Origin of the sequence: Tateyamaria omphalii (assembly GCF_019802125.1) — a bacterium.
GTDB lineage: Bacteria > Pseudomonadota > Alphaproteobacteria > Rhodobacterales > Rhodobacteraceae > Tateyamaria > Tateyamaria omphalii_B.
Map to the genome: position 1 here is coordinate 268,289 of NZ_JAHVHT010000004.1, position 17,808 is coordinate 286,096.

Below are 17,808 nucleotides of genomic sequence, written 5' to 3' on the forward strand. Positions count from 1 at the left end.
GGGCATGGACCGGCCATCTTGATGCTGCATGGTGACACATCTGTGCTGGCATCACTGGCAACCGCACCAACCCGGCCTATGTCCGCGTCATGCGTTTCCTCATCGCTCTCACCTGTCTCGCCGCCCCGGCTCACGCTTGGGAATTCAATGCGACCCCGGTTTGCACACTGTCGCACAGCGAACCGGCAGCCGACATCGCGGTCACCTACGACCACGCCACGCGGCTCTATGCGATCGCCGTCACAAGCTCCAACGGCTGGCCAGACGCCCCCACCTTCTCCATCCGCTTCGACGGTCCACAACAAAACACCATCTCCACCAGCCGCCACATAACGGAAGGTCAGACGCTGACGGTCACGGATGCAGGGTTCGGCAACGTGTTGGACGGCTTTGAATTCAACAGGACAGCGACTGCATTCACGCAGACGGCGGCGGTCACGATCTCGCTCACGGGCGCAGCACCAGAAGTGCAAAGGTTTCGGGCCTGCGCAACCGCGCCCTTGGCCTGATCCTGGCTAGAAATCAAAAATGTCGCCCAGCAGATCACCCATGCCCTTTTTCTTCCTGCGGCGTTGATCATAGCCGCGGTCGTCATAACCACGATCATCATACCCTCGGCTCATCTGAGGTTCGGACGGCGGCGGAGGGGGCGGCGGAGCATAGGCGGCAGCGCGCTCAATGATCTTGTCCAACTCGCCCCGATCCAGCCACACGCCGCGGCACTGCGGGCAATAGTCAATTTCGACCCCGCTCCTATCGGCGATCACAAGGGGCGTTCCGTCAATGGGGCACTGCATGGGCATCTCTCCGTTGTTCATCGTCTCATATAGGATTGCGCCACCTTCCCCACAGGGTCGGGCAGAAAAAAAGGCCCCAACGCTGTGCGCTGGGGCCGTCATTCGTAGCCAAACCCTGTTCAGCCGTCATCCGAAGGCGGGATGATTTTGATCCCCGGAACAGTCACGGACTTCTCCTCCAGCGTCACATCAACTTCCGGCACGGTCACATCAACGGTTTCTTCAGTCACGCTGACATCGCCAACTTCGGCGTCAAATGCGGGAAGTTGGCCACCTTCCACAGTCACTTCGGGCAGACGGGTCTCCTGTGTCTGGTCGATGTCGATCATGTAAACGGCGGCACCAACCCCAAGTACGGCCACAACGGCAAGCAAAATGCTCAATGTCGCTTTCATAGTCTTTCTCCTTTCGCATCAGGTGCGTCGCTCACATAACGCCCGAAGATGCTCAAAAGGTTCCCCAAAAAGCGGTCTGACTTTGTGCAACAAGAGCCGCTAATCAATTGTTAACCATGTCTGAGCAACGCTGCGGGGACAAAGATCGCCCGAGGAGTTGCTGCCATCCGCCTCCCAACCCTGCCTTTCCTGCTCGCCTTTCTGCTCGATGCATCATCTGCGATCGCCGGGGCTTGGATGCAGGAACATCGCAAGGGCTTCCTGTCTTACAGCGGCGTCTACGAGGAAACGGGAAAGCTGGATGGATCTGTCTATCTGGAATACGGGCTTCGGCCAAAACTGACCTTGGGCGCCAAGATAGATGTGAACATGACCAGCGGTCGTATGGGCGATGGGACGGGTTTTCTATTCTTCCGCAAACCGGTCCGCACGGGTGAACGGGCCTATAAGATTGCATACGACATTGGGCTCGGCAGCACGTTTGGCGGTAACTCTGACCCACTCCTGCGCACTGGTCTGAGCTATGGGCGCGGGATCAAGATGTGGGACCGCTACGGCTGGCTCGCCATTGACGGGGCAATCGAATGGGCGCTCGACGACAACCCTGACATGCTCAAACTGGATACGACCATCGGGCTCAACTTGAATGACCGCTTTAAGGTTATGATGCAGGTCTTTGTCAGCGACACGGACGGTCAAACCGCAACAACACTTGCCCCGTCTCTGGTTTGGCAACCAAAACCAAAGGGCCGCAGCTTCGTCTTTGGGGTCGAGGGCGAAGATGGGATCTTCGCCCTCAAATTGGGTATATGGCGGTCGTTCTGAGCGGCCTGGATCAGTCCTTGTCCATCCGTACGGTCGCTCGGATTGACCCGCGCATGTCCTCACTGAACTCAAGCGAGAACTGATCCTCGCCCGTTCCGATGCGGCCACGGCCCACTGGCGCTTCGTAACGACGCTGGTTCGAGTTGTTCCGCAAGTCACCGGTCAAGACGACCGAATCGACGAATTGGCAATAGCCTTCAAACGGCAGCTTGTTGCTGGTTCCGACAGTCCAGGTCCGGGAGTTTGTGCCTTGGGTGTGTTCCACGACCAACGGGTTTTCCGCGTGCTCCGATACGTTGTGGTACGAATTTCCCTTGTACCACACAGACCGGTTCCGGTTGTGATCAAGATCCGCAAAGCTGGTATCCACACGCTCTGCCCGATCAATGTTGCCATTGATGGACCGGAACCGGTTGCCGGTCACTGTCACACCGTTAAGGAAGTGACCCGCGCCATGCGGTTTCACGACCAGATAGCTGAACCACGGCGCCACATCTCCGGACAGGAACACGTTGTCGGTCAGACTGAACGAGCTGAAGGAAAAGCCACCGGTGAAGCCGGGTGTGGGGTCCCGTTCGTTCGTCCACTCGACAAAGCAATTGTCGATGTAATTGCCGGTGACCACACTGGCCGTGTAGTTGTCCTGCAAGACGACACCCGCCGTACGGAAACCATCCGGCACACCATCGCCCTGGAAAAAGTGGTTGCCCTTGATCAGGTGGTTCTGCCCCGCCAGCAACATGAAATGGCGAAACTGGGTCGCCCTGCAGTCGCGGATCTTGGCGTCGTTCGAATTGACGTTGAAGCCGATGGATGTGCGGTCGGCCACGTCCTCTGACTCTTCGGCAGACAGGAATTGGCACCGATCGATGAGAATGCCCTGACACCCCCCACCAATCGAGGTGATACCGCGATCCTTCGGACGGCTGACAAAGCATTCCTGCAATTCAAAGGTCGGGCCCGCAGGAGCAAGCATGATACCGGAACACTTGTTGTTACACTGGAACTCGATGTTCGACATGTTGAACTTGGACAGCTTCGAAAAGCCACTGAGATCAATCAGATAGTCAAAGCGCTGGAACGTGTAGTTCTGCGTGCCGTCTGCATCAAACGGGGGGGCGTTCAACTCGATCGTGCCTGCACCTACGTTCTTGCTGCGCACATAGATTTCGCGACCGACGCCATTGCCGGTCACCAGCGCTCCAACCGGGACATTCGCGATATTGGCTACATTGGTGAGCGTGCGCCCGTTCGAAGAGGAATACGTCGCCTGACTTGTGACAGTCTGCGTGGTCCAGTTGTCGCCCTGCGCCTCGAACTGGCCATTCCGGATGACGCGGCGCGTGTTGTACTGGCTTCGGTTCGGCACCGCGGCTTGCATGTCAATGGGTTCGAACACGGCGATACGGCGTCCTCCCAGGTCCAGGCTTTCGTGATCGGAACTGTTGAGCAACGCCTGAAACGCCTTCTTGAAGGCCAGAACCTCATCGCCGAAGGCCTCAACATAAGTCGGCAAGTCATAGCTCTTGCGCAACAGCAGCATCTTGTCCGCGGGCATACTCAGCGTGCCCTCGAATTTCACCAGCTCCTCAAATGCCACGTCCTTTTCAAGCCTGAATACACCCTCAGGCACCAGGATGGTCCGCCCATTGGCAGCCGCGTTGGCGGCATCAAAGGCGTCGCTGTCATCCGTACTGCCATCCCCGACAGCGCCGTAATCACGCACGTCAACAACGGCCACCAAATCCCGCAGGAAAACCGATGTAATGTCTTCGATGACAATGTCATCAATGCGGACAACGCCACCGTTTGGCCCGGTCAGATCAAGACCAAAGTGCCCGTAGACTGCATTTGCGCCCCACACGAGATCCACGCCGGAGCGGTTGCCTGCGCCAATGATGGCGGACACCTCGACCACATCGCCATAAGTGGTCAGCGACACACTGTCTGCGGTCGTATCGACGCCAGAAACAGGCTGCCCGTTGCCCAGCGCTGCATAGCCCGCGATGCGCACGGAGGGGAGACTGCCGCTGATGACTTTCAATCGTGCCGTCACCCGCAGATAGCAACCCGGCAGCAGCGGTGTCTCTCCCATACAGCGCAGGCGTGTCGTGTTGGATGTCTTCTGCAACTCAAGGCAACCGCCAAAATCCTGGTCCGCCGGCACAAAGGCGGCGTTGGGAGCACTTTGGTAGGTGCTCGACCCCGGCGTGCCGTCGCCACTCGACCAGACATTCAAACCTTCCGCAAAGGTGGGCGGCATCAGCAGAACGCCATCAGTAATTGCCTTGTTCATCCATTCATCCCTTTTCGCAGGGGCCAAAGCTGGCCGTGTCACGCAGTCAAACCGATCGCGCCCAGGGGGCCGGTCGTCGCGGGCAAGGGGAGTATCAATGAAGTGTTAACGCAGCCCGACGGAACCGTGCGGCTGGTGGGCAAGGCACGCAACACGTTGACCAAATGTTACAGTGGCTCACTTCCTGCGCACCGCATATGGAATAGTCGCCAGCCGACACCAACTTATGCGATGTGCAAACGCAGCGAGGTCGCTCATGTCAAAGGTCACGCAGTCCCGCCCCAAGGTCGTCATCATCGGCGCAGGTTTCGGTGGCCTCGCTGCCGCCCGCGCGCTGAAGAAAAGCGCCGTCGACATCCAGATCATCGACCGGCGCAACTACCACCTGTTCCAGCCCCTGCTCTATCAGGTGGCCACGGCCGACCTGTCCCCAGCCGACGTTGCGTGGCCGATCCGGGGCATCTTCTCGGGTCAGAAAAACGTCTCTGTTGCCCTGACCGAAGTGCTGGACGTGGACAAAAAGGCCCAGCAGGTCCTCACGGAAGAAGGCACCTTTCCCTACGACCACCTGATCGTCGCATCTGGTGCCCACCATTCCTATTTCGGCCGCGACGAGTGGGAAGAGCACGCGCCCGGCCTCAAGCGCATCATCGACGCCACAGAGATCCGCAAACAGGTGCTCATTGCGTTCGAGCGGGCCGAGATTTCAAACTCCGACGCCGAACAGCACCGCCAGCTGACATTTGTTGTCGTGGGTGGCGGGCCTACGGGGGTCGAGATGGCAGGCGCCATTGCCGAACTGGCCAACCAAGCACTTGCCGCCGACTTTCACCGCATCAATTCCCGTGATGCCCGCGTGATCCTTATCGAAGCCAGCGACCGACTGCTGCGTGCCTTTCCTGAAAACCTGTCGGCCAAGGCCCTACAATCCCTCGCAAAACTGGGGGTGGAGGTGATGCTCGACACGATGGTCGAGGACATCACTGAGCAGGGTGTTCAACTGCCCAACCAGTTCATTCCTTCCGCCTGCAAGGTCTGGGGCGCGGGCGTCGCGGTCAAAAATGTGGGCCGCTGGCTGGATGCCACAACCGACCGCACAGGGCGCGTCCCAGTGAACCCGGACCTCAGCTTGCCAGGGACGCCCAACATCTACGTGATCGGCGACGCGGCTCAAGTATCCTGGAAAGACGGGCTTGATGTGCCCGGCATTGCACCTGCAGCCAAACAGGGTGGTAAGTATGTCGGCAAACGTATTGCCGCGCTTGTGACGGGCACGGCAGATGACGCGCCCTTCCGCTACCGGCACGCGGGCAACCTTGCCACCATTGGACGACACGCTGCTGTCATCGACTTCGGACGCTTCCAGCTCTCGGGTTTTGTCGCGTGGTGGCTATGGGGCATCGCGCATATCTACTTCCTGATAGGCGTGAGAAATCCCATTTTCGTGGCCATGAACTGGTTTTGGTCGTATCTGACGTTCTCCAAGGGCGCGCGGCTGATCACGGGTTTCAGCCCAACGCACAAAGGGCGCAGCTCCCGGCCAAAACCAACCGCACAAGCGGCTGAGTAAACAACACAGGCCTAGGCGCTCACACCCGGCGCATCCAGCACCTGCACACCGCTGATTTTCCAGCCGTCACCGGTCTGGATCATCGAGTATCCCAGAAAGTGCACGGTGCCCTGCGCGTCCTCGATCCGGACCACCTGCACATAGCGCCCCGCCTCCTCATGCAGATCCAGATACGTAACATCCGCCGGACGCCACACCATCGGATAGCCCTGCGTGACCATCCGGCCAAAATTCTCCGGCGTGCGGAACATCCCCTGAATGGACGGCGCGGCATAGGTGAAAGCTTCGGCAAAATCATCAACCTTGAACGCCTCGATCTGGCTCGAAATCACGCCCTCGATCTCGGCGCCCTGTGCCAACGCACCACCTGCCAACCCAATGGCCAAAACCGCCCCAATCATCCACTTGCGCATCTGTCGTCTCCCCTGAACTGCAGGAAGACCTAGGCCAACACAGGGCACCGGCAACTTCGCCGCCCCAAGGCCTAGCGTGCAGCACCCTTGCAGAACCACACCACGCTGCCCACCAGAACACCCCAGAAGGCACCGCTGACGCCAAACAATTCCATTCCGCTTGCTGCGATCAGAAAGGTCAGCGCAGGTGCCTCAAGCTGTGCGGGCTCGGCAAACGCACCGGACGTTGACGCGACAAAGGCCGGGATCAGGGCCAGACCGGCAACAGCCGTGATCAATTCGACCGGCGCAAGCCCCGCCACGGTCGCCACAACTGCTGCGGCAAAAGCCAACAGCACATAGGCCACACCAGACGTGATCGCGGCCCAATACCGATGCGCCGGGTCTCTGCCCGCGTCCTCACCTGCCATCATCGCCGCCGTGATCGCGGACATGTTCACCGGCACCGACCCAAAGGCCGAAATCACCAGGCTCACCACCCCCGTGTTTCGGATCAACGGACGCCGCTCGACGGCATACCCGTTCAACTCCAGAACGGCGAAACCGGGAATGTTCTGCCCCGCCATCGTCACCAGATACAGCGGTAGCGCGATGGACACAAAAGACTGCAAGTTAAAGACAGGCACCACCGGCGCAAACTCGGGCAACCAAACCACATCCGATGCACTGTCTCCGCCTGACATGTCCACACCCAGAACCAGCACAAGCGCAAAGGCAAAAACCGCCAGCGGCATCGCCGCAAGCCGGTTCCAGATCAACCCGCCCAGCCATGCCGCCATGACCGGCAGCACCAGCAAGGGGATCGTACCGAGGGCAAGCGCCGGAGCCAGGCACAGCTTGAACAACACCCCCGCCAACAGCGCATTAGCAATGGGCTTCGGGATCGCGGCCACGACCCGGCCAAGTGCCGGGACAAGACCGGTCAGGATGATCAAGACGGCGCAACAGATCATCGCGCCTACGGCCTCTGCAAATCCGCCGGGCAGTACCGCCGTCGCAGCAAGGAACGCGGCACCGGGCGTCGACCAGGCGACCGCCGCCGGAATGCGCGTCACCGCAGGCAACCAGATGCTGCACACCCCCATGCCCATCGTCGCAAAAAACAACCCGGTCGCGGCCTGCGCCTCTGTCGCGCCCATGGCCGTCAACCCGGCCAGCACGATGGCGAAGGATGCGGAATAGCCCACAAAGGCCGCAAGCAGGCCCATGTATATGGCGGAGGGATGGATTTGGCGGATCATGGCGGCGCGGTTCCCGATGTCAGTCCGCCCTGTTTTGCAGACCCTGACGCCAAGGACCAGCACCCGCGTATGACGCGGCATTCAGATGGCTGGCACTCACAAAAAACGCTGCCGCCCGCTCTCGGGCAGCAGCATGTGATTTTGCCGGTTAATTTTGCGCTACGGTACCGCGCGCAGGCCAAACACCTGAAATCGCGTGGCTTTCACAAAGGCCTAAAGATCCCGTAACCCGGCCGAACAAGCTGTCCCCGCGGGGACAAATCCCGTCCCCGCCACGTCAATCACTCAATCGGACCGAGCAACACCCGTAGGGTGCGCATTTACTGCGCACCTTCCGGCACCAGTTCACCCGCCAAAGCCGCCTCAATCAGCGCAATGGTTTCAGCCACGCCATAAAGCGCAATGAACCCACCAAACCGCGGCCCTTGAGACGCCCCTAGCAGCACCTCGTACAGCGCGGTGAACCACCCCCGCAGCGGATCAAACCGCTCGCGCCCGACGGCATAGACAACCGACTGCAACGCCTCGTCCTCGATCGCCCCGTCATAGGTTTCCAGCTCTGCCTTCAGCACCTCCAGCGCCTCACGCTCTTGGTCCGTCGGCAGGCGGTAGGTCTTCGCCGGTTTCACGAAGTCATTGTAGTAGCGCACCGCATGACCCACGGCCGTGTCCATGCCCGGATGCGTCTCCGGCCCGGTCTCCGGCGCATAGCGCTGGATGAACCCCCACAGCTTGTCCTTATCCTCCGCCTGGCTGACCGAGGCGAGGTTCAGAAGCATCGCAAAAGGCACGACCATGTCGCTCTCGGGAACGTCGCCCGAATGGATATGCCAGACCGGGTTCGCCGCCTTGCCCTTGTCGTCCTGGCTCGGATAGGCCCGGAGTTGCTGGTGGTACTCGTCCACCGCCTTGGGGATAACGTCAAAGAACATGCGCTTCGCTGTCTTGGGCTTCTGGTACATGAAATACGAAAGCGACTCGGTGCTTGCATAGGTCAGCCACTCGTCGATGCTCACGCCATTGCCAGACGACTTCGAAATCTTCTGCCCCTGATCGTCCAGGAACAGCTCGTAGCTGAAGTGGTTCGGCGGCTGCGCCCCAAGCGTCCGACAGATCGCGTCATAGATCTTTTCGTTGGTGGCGTGCTCCTTACCATACATCTCGAAGTCCACGCCCAGCGCCGCCCAGCGCGCACCGAAATCCGGTTTCCACTGCAGCTTCACATTGCCGCCCGTGACAGGCAGCGTCCATTCCTTGCCCGTCTCATCGTCAAACGTGACGGTGCCGTTCACAGCATCCACATGCTTCATCGGCACATACATCACCCGGCGGCTTTCAGGATGCAGCGGCAGGAAAATCGAGTAACTCTGTTGCCGCTCCTCGCGCAGCGACTTGAGCATGATTTTCATCAGATCATCGTACTTCTCGGCACAGCGCAGCAGAATTTCGTCAAACTGGCCAGACGCATAGAATTCACGCGCCGAATAGAATTCGTAGTCAAAGCCAAACGTATCCAGAAACCGACGCAGCATGGCGTTGTTATGATGGCCAAAGCTCTCATGGGTGCCGAACGGATCCGGGACGTCCGTCAGCGGACGCTGGAGGTGCTGCTCCAGCAGCTCTGGATTCGGCACGTTGCCCGGCACCTTGCGCATGCCGTCGAGGTCATCCGAAAAACAAATCAGCTTGGTCGGGATGTCCGAGATCGCCTCGAAAGCGCGGCGCACCATTGTTGTACGGGCCACCTCACCAAAGGTGCCGATATGGGGCAGACCCGAGGGACCGTAGCCCGTCTCGAACAGGACATAGCCCTTTTCCGGCGGCGCTTTTTCGTAGCGTTTGAGCAACCGGCGCGCCTCTTCGAAGGGCCAGGCCTTGCTGCTCATCGCGGCGTCACGGAAACTCGACATGCTCATTGATCCCATGTGGTGGCACGCGCCCGATGCGCGGCCCTTGTGACATGTCCCCGCAGGGACAATCCCGGCGCTACCTATTGCGGGCCGCCCCAGCCGTCAATATTGAGGAATGCAGCACCGCATAAGGATACGCCACCATGGCCGACACGAACCTTTCCATGACCGCACAGGACGCGCTGGTCGCAATGATGATCGCTGTGTCCGCGTCAGACGAGGACATCCGCACCGCCGAGCTGGTCAAGATTAACTCGGCCGTGAACAACTTGCCGGTCTTTGCGGGTTACGATCTGGACCGGTTGAACCGGATGGCGCAGATGGTCTTTGACCTTTTTGAACAGGAAGACGGGCTGGATGCCCTCTTTGGCCTCGTCCGCGAAGCCCTGCCGGAACGGCTGTTCGAAACCGCCTATGCGCTGGCCTGCGACGTGGCCGCTGCGGACGGAACTCTTGAGGAGGCGGAACTGCGGCTCCTGGAAGAAATCCGCTACGAGCTGAACATCGACCGGCTTCATGCCGCGGCCATCGAACGGGGCGCGCGGGCGCGGCATATGACGCTGTAACAGGCGATGACCAACGAGCCAAACCATACGCAAGCGTTTGTTTTTCTCATCGCTGTTGGAGATGCGACGGCGGGGTTCTTTGCGCAGGAGGTGTCGGGGCTGGGCGCCACGCTGGAAACGGAACCCGTGGTGGAAGGTGGCGAAAACCGGTTTGTCCACCAACTGCCGAAGCCTGTGAAACATGTCAATTTAACCATCAAGCGTTTTGCCCTGAAAAAGACTGACCCCGTTATTGCCTGGGTTCGTGATACGCTCGAGGGCAATTTGAGCGAACCGATCACACCCAAGAGCGTTGCCATCGACCTGATGGATAACGTGGAAAACACCGTGGCCTCATGGAACCTGAAAGACGTCTACCCCGTTGCATGGTCAGTCGACCGCTTTGATGCGATGGAGGATGAGATCATGGTTGAGCGGATCGAACTGGCCTATGGCGACATCGTGCGCGACCTTTAGCAGGCCGCCTTGCATATCGGCCGCGGCGCAACATGTTCAATGCCTCACCGTGTAACGAAACCATTTGATCCCCATGGCCACTGACCCCGACACATCCTCCACCACATCGCGCATATTGGGACCGATCCTGTTTCTCGACGACGTGCGGGACGCGGCCCTGCACCTCAGTGCGCTTGTATTCGTGACGGACACCACCAACCCCGATCCGCTGATCTGCGGTGAGGGGCGTTATCCCTTTGTCGAAATTGCCGCAGATGCAGGCTGGCGCGTGCTGCGGGCGCGGTTCGAGGCGGCGATGAGCGCGCCCGTCACCTACAGCGTATTGGGCCAAAGCCACACGATCCGCACCGGCTATGACGGTGATCTGAACATCGCCTTCGCGTCCTGCAACGGCGAGGAAAACGGCGATCTGGACCGCGACCCGGATGAGCGCAACGCCATGTGGGCACGCTTGCGGGACGATCACCGGAACAATCCGTTCCACCTGCTTTTGCATGGAGGCGACCAGATCTATGCCGATGAGGTAACGCTGGGCCATCCGCTGAGCGAGGACTGGCCCGAAAGCGTGCCCAAGGACCCCGAGCGCGCCGACCTGAGAGAGCTGCGCGCGCATCTGCGGCGCGGGTTTTTTGAACGCTACATGAAGTTCTTTGACACCTGCCCGGCCTTCATGGAACTGGCCGCAAGCGTGCCGTCACTGTGCCAATGGGACGACCATGACATCTGCGACGGGTGGGGATCACTGCCCCGGTCACGCACCTATTCGCCTGTGGGCCAGACGCTTTATGAAGTTGCGCGCGAGGCGACGTTGATCTTTCAACATGCTTGCACCCTGGACGACATGCCGGGGCGGTTTCATGACAAGACCGGGCTGAGCCTTGGCTGGTGGATCGACCTGCCCGACCTGCGCCTCGTTGCCCCCGATCTGCGGGGCGAGCGGACGCGGCGGCAGGTGATGGGCGATGTCGGTTGGGCGATGATGGAGGCCGTGGCCGCGTTGCCGCCCACACGTCAGATCCTGTTTATCTCGTCCGTGCCCTTGCTGGGTCCGCGCCTGTCTGTGCTGGAGGCGGCGATGGTCGTCACGCCCAAAATGCAGGAATACGAAGATGATCTGCGCGACCAGTGGCAGAGCCGCGCGCATCGCACGGAATGGCGGCGAATGCTGCAATTGCTGACCGACATTGCCGTCGACACCGGCGCGCGCATCACCGCCGTATCGGGCGAAATTCACCTCGCGGCGCGCGCCACCATGCCCTTGGGCGGTCAGGACACCCTGCATCAATTGATTGCATCGGGCGTGGCCCACCGTCCGCCCCCTCAGGCCTGGGCCAAGGTTTTGGGCTCGCTTGCCGCCTTTGGCGAGGGCCCGCTGGACGGCGCGCCCATCACGATCGAGCGCCTGCCCGGTCAGTCGGGCCGTTATGTGGCCGAGCGGAATACCCTTGCCATCACCCGGACGGATGATGCCTGGCACGCGGTCTGGGATCTGGAAGACAGTGGCAAGACCGAGCCACTGGCGCTGGCTGGCCAATGACCGCAGTGGCATTGCCCAGATCTTGAGCGCCATTGCGCCATCGTGATCTTAATCTGAGGTGTACCTGAGAAAACCCTTTGCGCGACTCAATTGTGTTTCCTATACGAAACTCAGTCGCAGAGGCCGACATGGGAGAGCGCAAGCAACGTGCTTGCCGCCGAAGGAGCAACGCCCCGGAAACTCTCAGGCACCAGAACCGTGCCGGCCGCGCCCAACCTGAAGCCATTCAGGACGGTAGCTGTGACGATCTGGAGAGTGGTCGGACCGCATGGCATCCGGCCCACCGAAGGAGAAAGCGGCCCGCCCGGCACCTGATGAGGTGCTTGCCGTCAAGCTCTCAGGTCTCGCGACAGATGGGGATGCAGACCCGCGTGGTGCGGGTGCGCATCCGTGTCATCGCCGTGAGATTGGGAGGATCCCCAAATGACCCATATTGCCGTGATCGGCGCCGGAATAACCGGAATTACCACTGCTTATGCGCTGGCTCGCCGGGGCTATGATGTGAGCGTCTTCGACCGCAACCGCTATGCGGCGATGGAGACGTCCTTTGCCAATGGCGGTCAGTTGTCGGCCAGCAATGCCGAGGTGTGGACGCGCTGGGGCACGATCTTCAAGGGGTTGAAATGGATGATGAAATCCGACGCCCCGCTGCTCGTAAACCCGACGCCGAGTTGGCACAAGCTGAGCTGGATGGCCGAGTTCATGGGGAACATTCCGGACTATGAGCGTAATACGGTCGAGACGGCGCGGCTCGCCATTGCGGCGCGTGAGCATCTGCTGGCCTTTGCCAAGGAGGTGGGCGCCGATTTCGATATGGAGCAGCGCGGCATTCTGCATGTGTACCGCAACGCCGCCGAGTTCGATCATGCGCGGAGGGTGAATGACCTGCTGGAAAAGGCGGGGCTGGAACGGCGCGAGGTGTCGGCGGACGAGGTACAGCGGCTGGAACCCGCGCTGCAGGCCGAAACGCTGGGCGGCTTCTATACCGAGAGCGATTTTACCGGAGATATTCACCGCTACACCCGCGCGCTGAGCCAGGGCTGCGAGCGGATGGGCGTCAGTTTTCACTACAAGTGCGATGTGACCGACCTGACGCATACGGGCGCAGGTGTGAGGCTCACGTGGGACGAATGTGGTGCCGCCCAGACCGAAGCGTTTGATGGCATCGTAGTCTGCGCGGGTGTGGGCAGCCGCGCCATTGCGGCCGAACTGGGTGACCGAGTGAACATCTATCCGGTGAAGGGGTATTCCATCACCGTGAACCTTGATGACGTGGAAAGCCAGGCGGCGGCACCCTGGGTGAGCCTCTTGGATGACGAGGCCAAGATCGTGACCTCACGCCTGGGCCGCAAGCGGTTCCGGATTGCTGGCACCGCCGAGTTCAATGGCTACAACCTCGACATCCGCGACGACCGGATCCGGCCGCTGCGCGACTGGTGCGAGACGTTCTTTCCGGATGTATCGACGGAGCATTGCGTGCCATGGGCGGGTCTGCGCCCCATGCTGCCATCCATGATGCCGAAGGTCGGGCCGGGCAAGAAGCCGGGGGTCTACTACAACACTGGCCATGGGCATCTGGGCTGGACCCTGTCAGCGGCCACGGCGCAGGCCACGGCGGACACTATCGATGCGGGTCGGATGAAGAACGCGGCTTAGTCTTCTTCTGACCAAAAATACCACGGGGTCTGGGGCGGAGCCCCAGCCGGTCGCCGCGCGGCACGCGCGGCGAAACACCTAGCTGCCGTAGACAGCGCCCCAGCGTTCGATCAGCTTTTGTTGCATGGTCTTGGCCCGCCGGTTCCAGCTGCGTGCACCCTGCGGGCGTTCACGTTCCGCCCGCGGGATACCGGCCCGGGTCGCTTCATCGGCGGCGAAGATGGCAAAAGCCATTTCCGTGCCGTCGCGCGCCGTCATGTATCCGGCCAGTCCTGACACGAAGTTCAGAGTACCGGTCTTGGCGTGGACCTCGATCGGGTGGTTCTTGATCGCGCGACGCTGCGCATCGAGCATGGGAATGGGTTTCAGGATCGGACGCAGGACGTTGTTCTGGCGGGCCCGCACCAGAGCCAGAACCATGTCGTCGGCCGTCATCTTGCTGGCATCGCCAAGGCCCGAATGATCGACCAGGCGCATGCTTGGCGTGCCAAGTGCCGCCCGTGCCCAGCGGTTCATCTCGGTCGCCGAAGCGCGCAGGCTCGCCGGCCTTCCACTGCGTTTGGCGGTCGCCGCCATGCCGACCATTTCTGCCGTTACATTGGTCGAAAACCGCAGCATGTCGCGCACGATCGTTCGCAGATCACCGCTTTGATAGGAGGCAAGGGTGGTGCCCTGCGGCGTGCGCGTCACCACCTGCGGGTTCTTAAGCACGATGCCCTGTGACCGGGCGAGCGTCTGGAACACGTCACCTGCATAAAGCGCGGGCTTGCGCACAGGCAACCAGCGCGCGCCGCCACTGCCGAGCGCGCCGCGCGCCACGGTCCAGTTGTCCGTGCGTCCCCCGTCGGAATAGGTGTAGGTCGGTGCACGCCGTTCGGTTACCGCCATGCGTGCCATGGCGACGTCAGGACGATAGCGGTCCGACCGCGCATCCATCGACACGGCGTACTGCGATCCCTGCCGCCGCCATTCAAAGTGCACACGGTTAAAGTTCAGCGCGATGCCCGACAGCGCCGGGCTGTAGCCGACGTGATCGGGCTGCCCCTTGTCGATGGTGGGCACCTGCGGGAACATCCCGTCGGCCACTTTGAAATCGCCCCGCACCTCGCGGATGCCCTTGGCCTTCAGCGCGGCAGCCAAGGCCGCAAGCGCATTTGTGTCTAGCGTCGGGTCGCCGCCACCAACCAGAATAAGATCGCCCTGCACCACGCCGCCGGACACCCCACCGGTCGCCACGACCCGTGTCGTGAAGCGATGCGTCGCGCCGAGAACGGACAGGGCGTAGAGCGCCGTGATCACCTTGGCCACCGAGGCGGGGGGCGTGCCGATTTTGGCATTGTCGCCCTCGAGCATGGCGCCTGTTCTTGCATCCGCAACGGCATAGCATACGCGGCCACCCAGTCTTGCCTCGGCGATGATGGCCTGCGGATCGGCAATCGCCTTCTTGAAATGATCGCCGCCACGGGCGCTGGGTCGAAGGGATGCTGTCGGCGGGGCGGCAAGCGCGGTTGTGGCCGTTGAACCGGCCAAGGCAACTAAAAAGAAACGTCTCGAAAATCTACTCAACATGCGCGCATGTAAGCGCAGCTTTGCGGCGCGAACAAGCGGGTTCAGATCACAAATCCGAAGAAGCGGTCCAACCACCCTGCGCTCGGATCGCAGTCGAGGATTGCGCGGTCATCGCGACATTCACAAAACACCACGCCGGGGCATCGGCACGCCCCAGAAGGTGACTGGCCCGGCCTGAAATGCGGTAGCGGCGATAAAGCCGGGCCGCGTGGCTCATTCGGGCCGAAATCCTGTCACCCGGACGGGCAAGCACGCCGACGGGCACGTTTTCCATGATCCATGTCCAATCTTGCCAGAGATGGAACTGCGCAAGGTTGTCGGCACCCATGAGCCAGACGAAGCGCACGCCGGGATAGCGCGCACGCAGCGCCGCGATGGTTTCAGCCGTATAGCGCGTTCCCAGCCGCGCCTCGACATCGGTGACGGTCACGCGCGGGTGCTGCATAACCTTGCGCGCCCGGTCCATACGGCTGTGCAGGGGCGCGGGGCCTTGTGCCTTGAGCGGGTTGCCCGGCGACACCAACCACCACACATGGGTCAGCCCGAACCGCTTCATCGCCTCTCGCGTGATATGCGCATGCCCGTCATGGGCCGGATCGAACGAGCCGCCCAAGAGGCCGATGATCTGACCGCGCGTGGCGTGGGGAAAGGGCATGTGCGTCAAAGTCGCGTCCACAATATTCAGACCGCGTGAACGGACGCGAAAGTCTGGCGGTTGTCAATCAATCGGCTGCACCTGATCGCCAAGCGTGACGGTGCCCGGCTGCACCACCTCGGCACACCAGCCGCCATGCCCGCGCATCGCGGCATAGGCGCCGTGGCCGATGAGCCGCTCCATCAGGCTGCAGGGCGCGCAGATGGTGGTGATCCGCACTATGGCGCTGCCAATCTGCACCTCGCGCGCCTTGAGGCCGTTCAGGTTCAGGCCGCTGATCAGGATGTTGCGCCGAAACACCTCGGGACCAAGGTCAGTACGGCCGAGACAGGAGGAGATGACCGGCACATGTTCGGCTTGCATCAGCGTGACCGCGCGCTTGCCCGCCCGTCCCCGGTCGCCGTCCAACCCGTTGTCGGTGATGTTCACCCGGTCCAGCACCTGAAGCTCCGCCCCACGCGCGGGCCGCACGCCGATCCAGTCCACGCGCCCGGGCTGCGCCCAGCGCGCGATCATCGCGTGCAGGTCGCTCACCGTTCTTCGCGACGTGCGGCGCGCGCTTCGAGCCCAATGAGATCCGGCAGGCGGTCAAGCGGGTAGTTGGGGTGCAGAACCCATACCCCATCTTCATCCTGATCCAGCGGACGCAGCGTACCACCGGGAAAGGAGCGTGTGCGCAAGGCCAACACAACGTCTGACAGCACCGCCGGGTTTTCCCGGAAATAGGAATGCCCGAACCCGCCCCGCACGTTTTCGACCCGGATGAAATGGACAAGCGCCTGGTCCCGCAGCAGCTCAAGCTCGCCTTCCGCGAAATCGGTGTTCCTGAGCGCACCCAGCCGGGTGGACCGGGTGAGCAGCGCCGAGATGCGCAGGGCGGTGTCGCCGGGATTGATGTAGAGGTTGATCTGTTCGAAGGATTCCGAGAACCGTTCGGCTTGCAGCCGCTGCCGCACAATGCCGACATCAAGATCGGGGGCAGCCATGATCAATGTGCCGGTTTTTAGCATCTTCTTGGGATGGATGCCCGCCCCCCGCGCCTCGATCATCAACTCGCGCAGGGCCGTCGTAACCACATCCGTGCCCCGCGAATGTGCGATGATGTCGATGCTGTCGACCTCGGGCATCGCGGCGAGCATGCGCAGGAATTCCTTGGTATGATGGACCGAGAACACCCCAGCATCGCGGTCGCGGAAATAGCCAAGTGGGCCAAACCCGTTGCCCGCGGGCCAGGTGAAAGAGATCGGGACGGATTCCCGACCCGCAAAGTGCCACATGTTAGCCAGTGTGGTCAGGCTGTCTTCGAATTCGCTGTTGAAACCGTGGACGTAGATCAGAAGGCTGCGGTTGCCCGTCTGCCGGATTTCATCAGCGATGACCGCCTGAAACTGAGCGGCTTGGGCGTTGTAGACATCAAGCGACGTTTGCAAATGCGTCAGACGCCCGTCATCTCGGGCATAGGGGAGCGGAGTGGTCTCGAACCGCACGACCTCTTCCAGCTCGGGAACCCAAAGGGTGGACACCCGTTGGTCCGAGTCCGCACGGGTGCGTTCCAGCAATTCCTCCCACCCCAGGTCGCGGCCGAACTTGACCGTGGCCGCACCGAACGCCATCGAATCCGACCGGCTGGCACCGTAGCTTGTGCCGTCCGGCAGCCGGTTGGTCATGTAGAAAATCTTGGGTTCTGCCGTACGCCACACCTCTGGCACAAGATCGTCGGGGTAGTTGGCCCCTGTGCGGTACACGTTCGGCGGCGGCGCGAGGCTGATGCCGACCGCGCATCCACCAAGGATGAACAGGGCTGCCAGCAGGATAAACCGCCGCATGTCAGACACTTCCGTAGGTTTCGCCTGCCACCGCTACCACGACTCCGTATCCATCACCAAATCCCAATTCCAGGAGCGGCGGCGCATTGCCCTTTC

17 protein-coding genes and 2 riboswitches are annotated in these 17,808 nt (G+C 61.3%); of the genes, 7 read left to right on the top strand and 10 right to left on the bottom strand.

Annotation, left to right across the window (positions count from 1 at the left end; genetic code table 11):
- Nucleotides 1-89 precede the first annotated feature (89 nt).
- Nucleotides 90-509 (top strand): hypothetical protein, encoded by a 420-nt coding sequence (locus KUV51_RS17315; RefSeq protein ID WP_222522695.1) that lies wholly within the window; start codon nt 90-92, stop codon nt 507-509.
- Between the two features lie 6 nt (nt 510-515).
- On the opposite strand, the gene KUV51_RS17320 is transcribed toward KUV51_RS17315, so the two are convergent.
- Complete coding sequence (locus KUV51_RS17320; RefSeq protein WP_222522696.1) at nt 516-797, bottom strand: zf-TFIIB domain-containing protein; 282 nt, start codon at nt 795-797, stop codon at nt 516-518.
- A 119-nt stretch (nt 798-916) separates the two neighbouring features.
- A complete protein-coding gene (locus KUV51_RS17325; RefSeq protein WP_222522697.1) occupies nt 917-1,192 on the bottom strand; it encodes a hypothetical protein in 276 nt (91 codons plus the stop codon).
- A gap of 237 nt (nt 1,193-1,429) precedes the next feature.
- On the opposite strand from KUV51_RS17325, the gene KUV51_RS17330 reads away from it, so the two are divergent.
- Entirely contained in the window at nt 1,430-2,017 is a 588-nt protein-coding gene (locus KUV51_RS17330; protein WP_222522698.1) for a hypothetical protein, read from the top strand.
- Nucleotides 2,018-2,027: 10 nt separating this feature from the next.
- Here the strand turns inward: KUV51_RS17330 and KUV51_RS17335 are convergent, their stop codons facing one another.
- Entirely contained in the window at nt 2,028-4,313 is a 2,286-nt protein-coding gene (locus KUV51_RS17335; RefSeq protein ID WP_222522699.1) for a glycosyl hydrolase family 28-related protein, read from the bottom strand.
- Nucleotides 4,314-4,569: 256 nt separating this feature from the next.
- Here KUV51_RS17335 and KUV51_RS17340 point away from each other — a divergent pair, with 256 nt between their 5' ends.
- The gene (locus tag KUV51_RS17340; RefSeq protein ID WP_222522700.1) at nt 4,570-5,883 is read left to right on the top strand and encodes an NAD(P)/FAD-dependent oxidoreductase; all 1,314 of its coding nucleotides are present in this window, start codon (nt 4,570-4,572) and stop codon (nt 5,881-5,883) included.
- Nucleotides 5,884-5,894: 11 nt separating this feature from the next.
- On the opposite strand, the gene KUV51_RS17345 is transcribed toward KUV51_RS17340, so the two are convergent.
- The 3 genes from KUV51_RS17345 to KUV51_RS17355 form a co-directional block, all read right to left on the bottom strand.
- Nucleotides 5,895-6,296 (bottom strand): DUF4864 domain-containing protein, encoded by a 402-nt coding sequence (locus tag KUV51_RS17345; protein WP_222522701.1) that lies wholly within the window; start codon nt 6,294-6,296, stop codon nt 5,895-5,897.
- Nucleotides 6,297-6,367: 71 nt separating this feature from the next.
- Nucleotides 6,368-7,537: a benzoate/H(+) symporter BenE family transporter gene (locus KUV51_RS17350; RefSeq protein WP_222522702.1), complete on the bottom strand. Its 1,170-nt coding sequence runs from the start codon at nt 7,535-7,537 to the stop codon at nt 6,368-6,370.
- Nucleotides 7,538-7,857: 320 nt separating this feature from the next.
- Entirely contained in the window at nt 7,858-9,447 is a 1,590-nt protein-coding gene (locus KUV51_RS17355) for a lysine--tRNA ligase (protein WP_222522703.1), read from the bottom strand.
- A gap of 143 nt (nt 9,448-9,590) precedes the next feature.
- Here KUV51_RS17355 and KUV51_RS17360 point away from each other — a divergent pair, with 143 nt between their 5' ends.
- The 4 genes from KUV51_RS17360 (at nt 9,591) to KUV51_RS17375 (ending at nt 13,662) form a co-directional block, all read left to right on the top strand.
- Nucleotides 9,591-10,013, top strand: a complete 423-nt coding sequence (locus KUV51_RS17360) for a tellurite resistance TerB family protein (protein ID WP_222522704.1) — start codon at nt 9,591-9,593, stop codon at nt 10,011-10,013.
- A gap of 6 nt (nt 10,014-10,019) precedes the next feature.
- Nucleotides 10,020-10,469, top strand: a complete 450-nt coding sequence (locus tag KUV51_RS17365; RefSeq protein WP_222522705.1) for a phage tail protein — start codon at nt 10,020-10,022, stop codon at nt 10,467-10,469.
- 73 nt (nt 10,470-10,542) lie between these two features.
- Nucleotides 10,543-12,006: an alkaline phosphatase D family protein gene (locus tag KUV51_RS17370; protein WP_222522706.1), complete on the top strand. Its 1,464-nt coding sequence runs from the start codon at nt 10,543-10,545 to the stop codon at nt 12,004-12,006.
- 119 nt (nt 12,007-12,125) lie between these two features.
- Nucleotides 12,126-12,215, top strand: a riboswitch (glycine riboswitch).
- Nucleotides 12,216-12,244: 29 nt separating this feature from the next.
- Nucleotides 12,245-12,369, top strand: a riboswitch (glycine riboswitch).
- A 60-nt stretch (nt 12,370-12,429) separates the two neighbouring features.
- On the top strand, nt 12,430-13,662 hold the full coding sequence (locus KUV51_RS17375; RefSeq protein WP_222522707.1) for a D-amino acid dehydrogenase: 1,233 nt from the start codon (nt 12,430-12,432) through the stop codon (nt 13,660-13,662).
- Between the two features lie 78 nt (nt 13,663-13,740).
- On the opposite strand, the gene dacB is transcribed toward KUV51_RS17375, so the two are convergent.
- From dacB to KUV51_RS17395, 4 genes are all read right to left on the bottom strand, one after another.
- On the bottom strand, nt 13,741-15,231 hold the full coding sequence (dacB, locus tag KUV51_RS17380) for a D-alanyl-D-alanine carboxypeptidase/D-alanyl-D-alanine-endopeptidase (RefSeq protein WP_222522708.1): 1,491 nt from the start codon (nt 15,229-15,231) through the stop codon (nt 13,741-13,743).
- Nucleotides 15,232-15,277: 46 nt separating this feature from the next.
- Nucleotides 15,278-15,886, bottom strand: coding sequence for a nicotinate-nucleotide adenylyltransferase (locus KUV51_RS17385; RefSeq protein ID WP_222522709.1), 609 nt, complete (start codon nt 15,884-15,886; stop codon nt 15,278-15,280).
- A gap of 63 nt (nt 15,887-15,949) precedes the next feature.
- Entirely contained in the window at nt 15,950-16,420 is a 471-nt protein-coding gene (locus KUV51_RS17390; RefSeq protein WP_315898844.1) for an MOSC domain-containing protein, read from the bottom strand.
- Complete coding sequence (locus KUV51_RS17395; RefSeq protein WP_222522710.1) at nt 16,417-17,712, bottom strand: alpha/beta hydrolase; 1,296 nt, start codon at nt 17,710-17,712, stop codon at nt 16,417-16,419. Before KUV51_RS17395 ends, KUV51_RS17390 begins: the two co-directional genes overlap by 4 nt.
- Nucleotides 17,713-17,808: the final 96 nt, after the last annotated feature.

What these genes read in the sequence shown, in the direction of transcription:
- KUV51_RS17335 (WP_222522699.1), bottom strand. Translation starts at nt 4,313, where the DNA reads ATGAACAAGGCAATTACTGATGGCGTTCTGCTGATGCCGCCCACCTTT.
- KUV51_RS17385 (WP_222522709.1), bottom strand. Translation starts at nt 15,886, where the DNA reads ATGCCCTTTCCCCACGCCACGCGCGGTCAGATCATCGGCCTCTTGGGC.
- KUV51_RS17320 (WP_222522696.1), bottom strand. Translation starts at nt 797, where the DNA reads ATGCAGTGCCCCATTGACGGAACGCCCCTTGTGATCGCCGATAGGAGC.
- KUV51_RS17325 (WP_222522697.1), bottom strand. Translation starts at nt 1,192, where the DNA reads ATGAAAGCGACATTGAGCATTTTGCTTGCCGTTGTGGCCGTACTTGGG.
- KUV51_RS17340 (WP_222522700.1), top strand. Translation starts at nt 4,570, where the DNA reads ATGTCAAAGGTCACGCAGTCCCGCCCCAAGGTCGTCATCATCGGCGCA.
- KUV51_RS17315 (WP_222522695.1), top strand. Translation starts at nt 90, where the DNA reads ATGCGTTTCCTCATCGCTCTCACCTGTCTCGCCGCCCCGGCTCACGCT.
- KUV51_RS17395 (WP_222522710.1), bottom strand. Translation starts at nt 17,712, where the DNA reads ATGCGGCGGTTTATCCTGCTGGCAGCCCTGTTCATCCTTGGTGGATGC.
- dacB (WP_222522708.1), bottom strand. Translation starts at nt 15,231, where the DNA reads ATGTTGAGTAGATTTTCGAGACGTTTCTTTTTAGTTGCCTTGGCCGGT.
- KUV51_RS17345 (WP_222522701.1), bottom strand. Translation starts at nt 6,296, where the DNA reads ATGCGCAAGTGGATGATTGGGGCGGTTTTGGCCATTGGGTTGGCAGGT.
- KUV51_RS17375 (WP_222522707.1), top strand. Translation starts at nt 12,430, where the DNA reads ATGACCCATATTGCCGTGATCGGCGCCGGAATAACCGGAATTACCACT.
- KUV51_RS17355 (WP_222522703.1), bottom strand. Translation starts at nt 9,447, where the DNA reads ATGTCGAGTTTCCGTGACGCCGCGATGAGCAGCAAGGCCTGGCCCTTC.
- KUV51_RS17360 (WP_222522704.1), top strand. Translation starts at nt 9,591, where the DNA reads ATGGCCGACACGAACCTTTCCATGACCGCACAGGACGCGCTGGTCGCA.
- KUV51_RS17365 (WP_222522705.1), top strand. Translation starts at nt 10,020, where the DNA reads ATGACCAACGAGCCAAACCATACGCAAGCGTTTGTTTTTCTCATCGCT.
- KUV51_RS17330 (WP_222522698.1), top strand. Translation starts at nt 1,430, where the DNA reads ATGCAGGAACATCGCAAGGGCTTCCTGTCTTACAGCGGCGTCTACGAG.
- KUV51_RS17370 (WP_222522706.1), top strand. Translation starts at nt 10,543, where the DNA reads ATGGCCACTGACCCCGACACATCCTCCACCACATCGCGCATATTGGGA.
- KUV51_RS17350 (WP_222522702.1), bottom strand. Translation starts at nt 7,537, where the DNA reads ATGATCCGCCAAATCCATCCCTCCGCCATATACATGGGCCTGCTTGCG.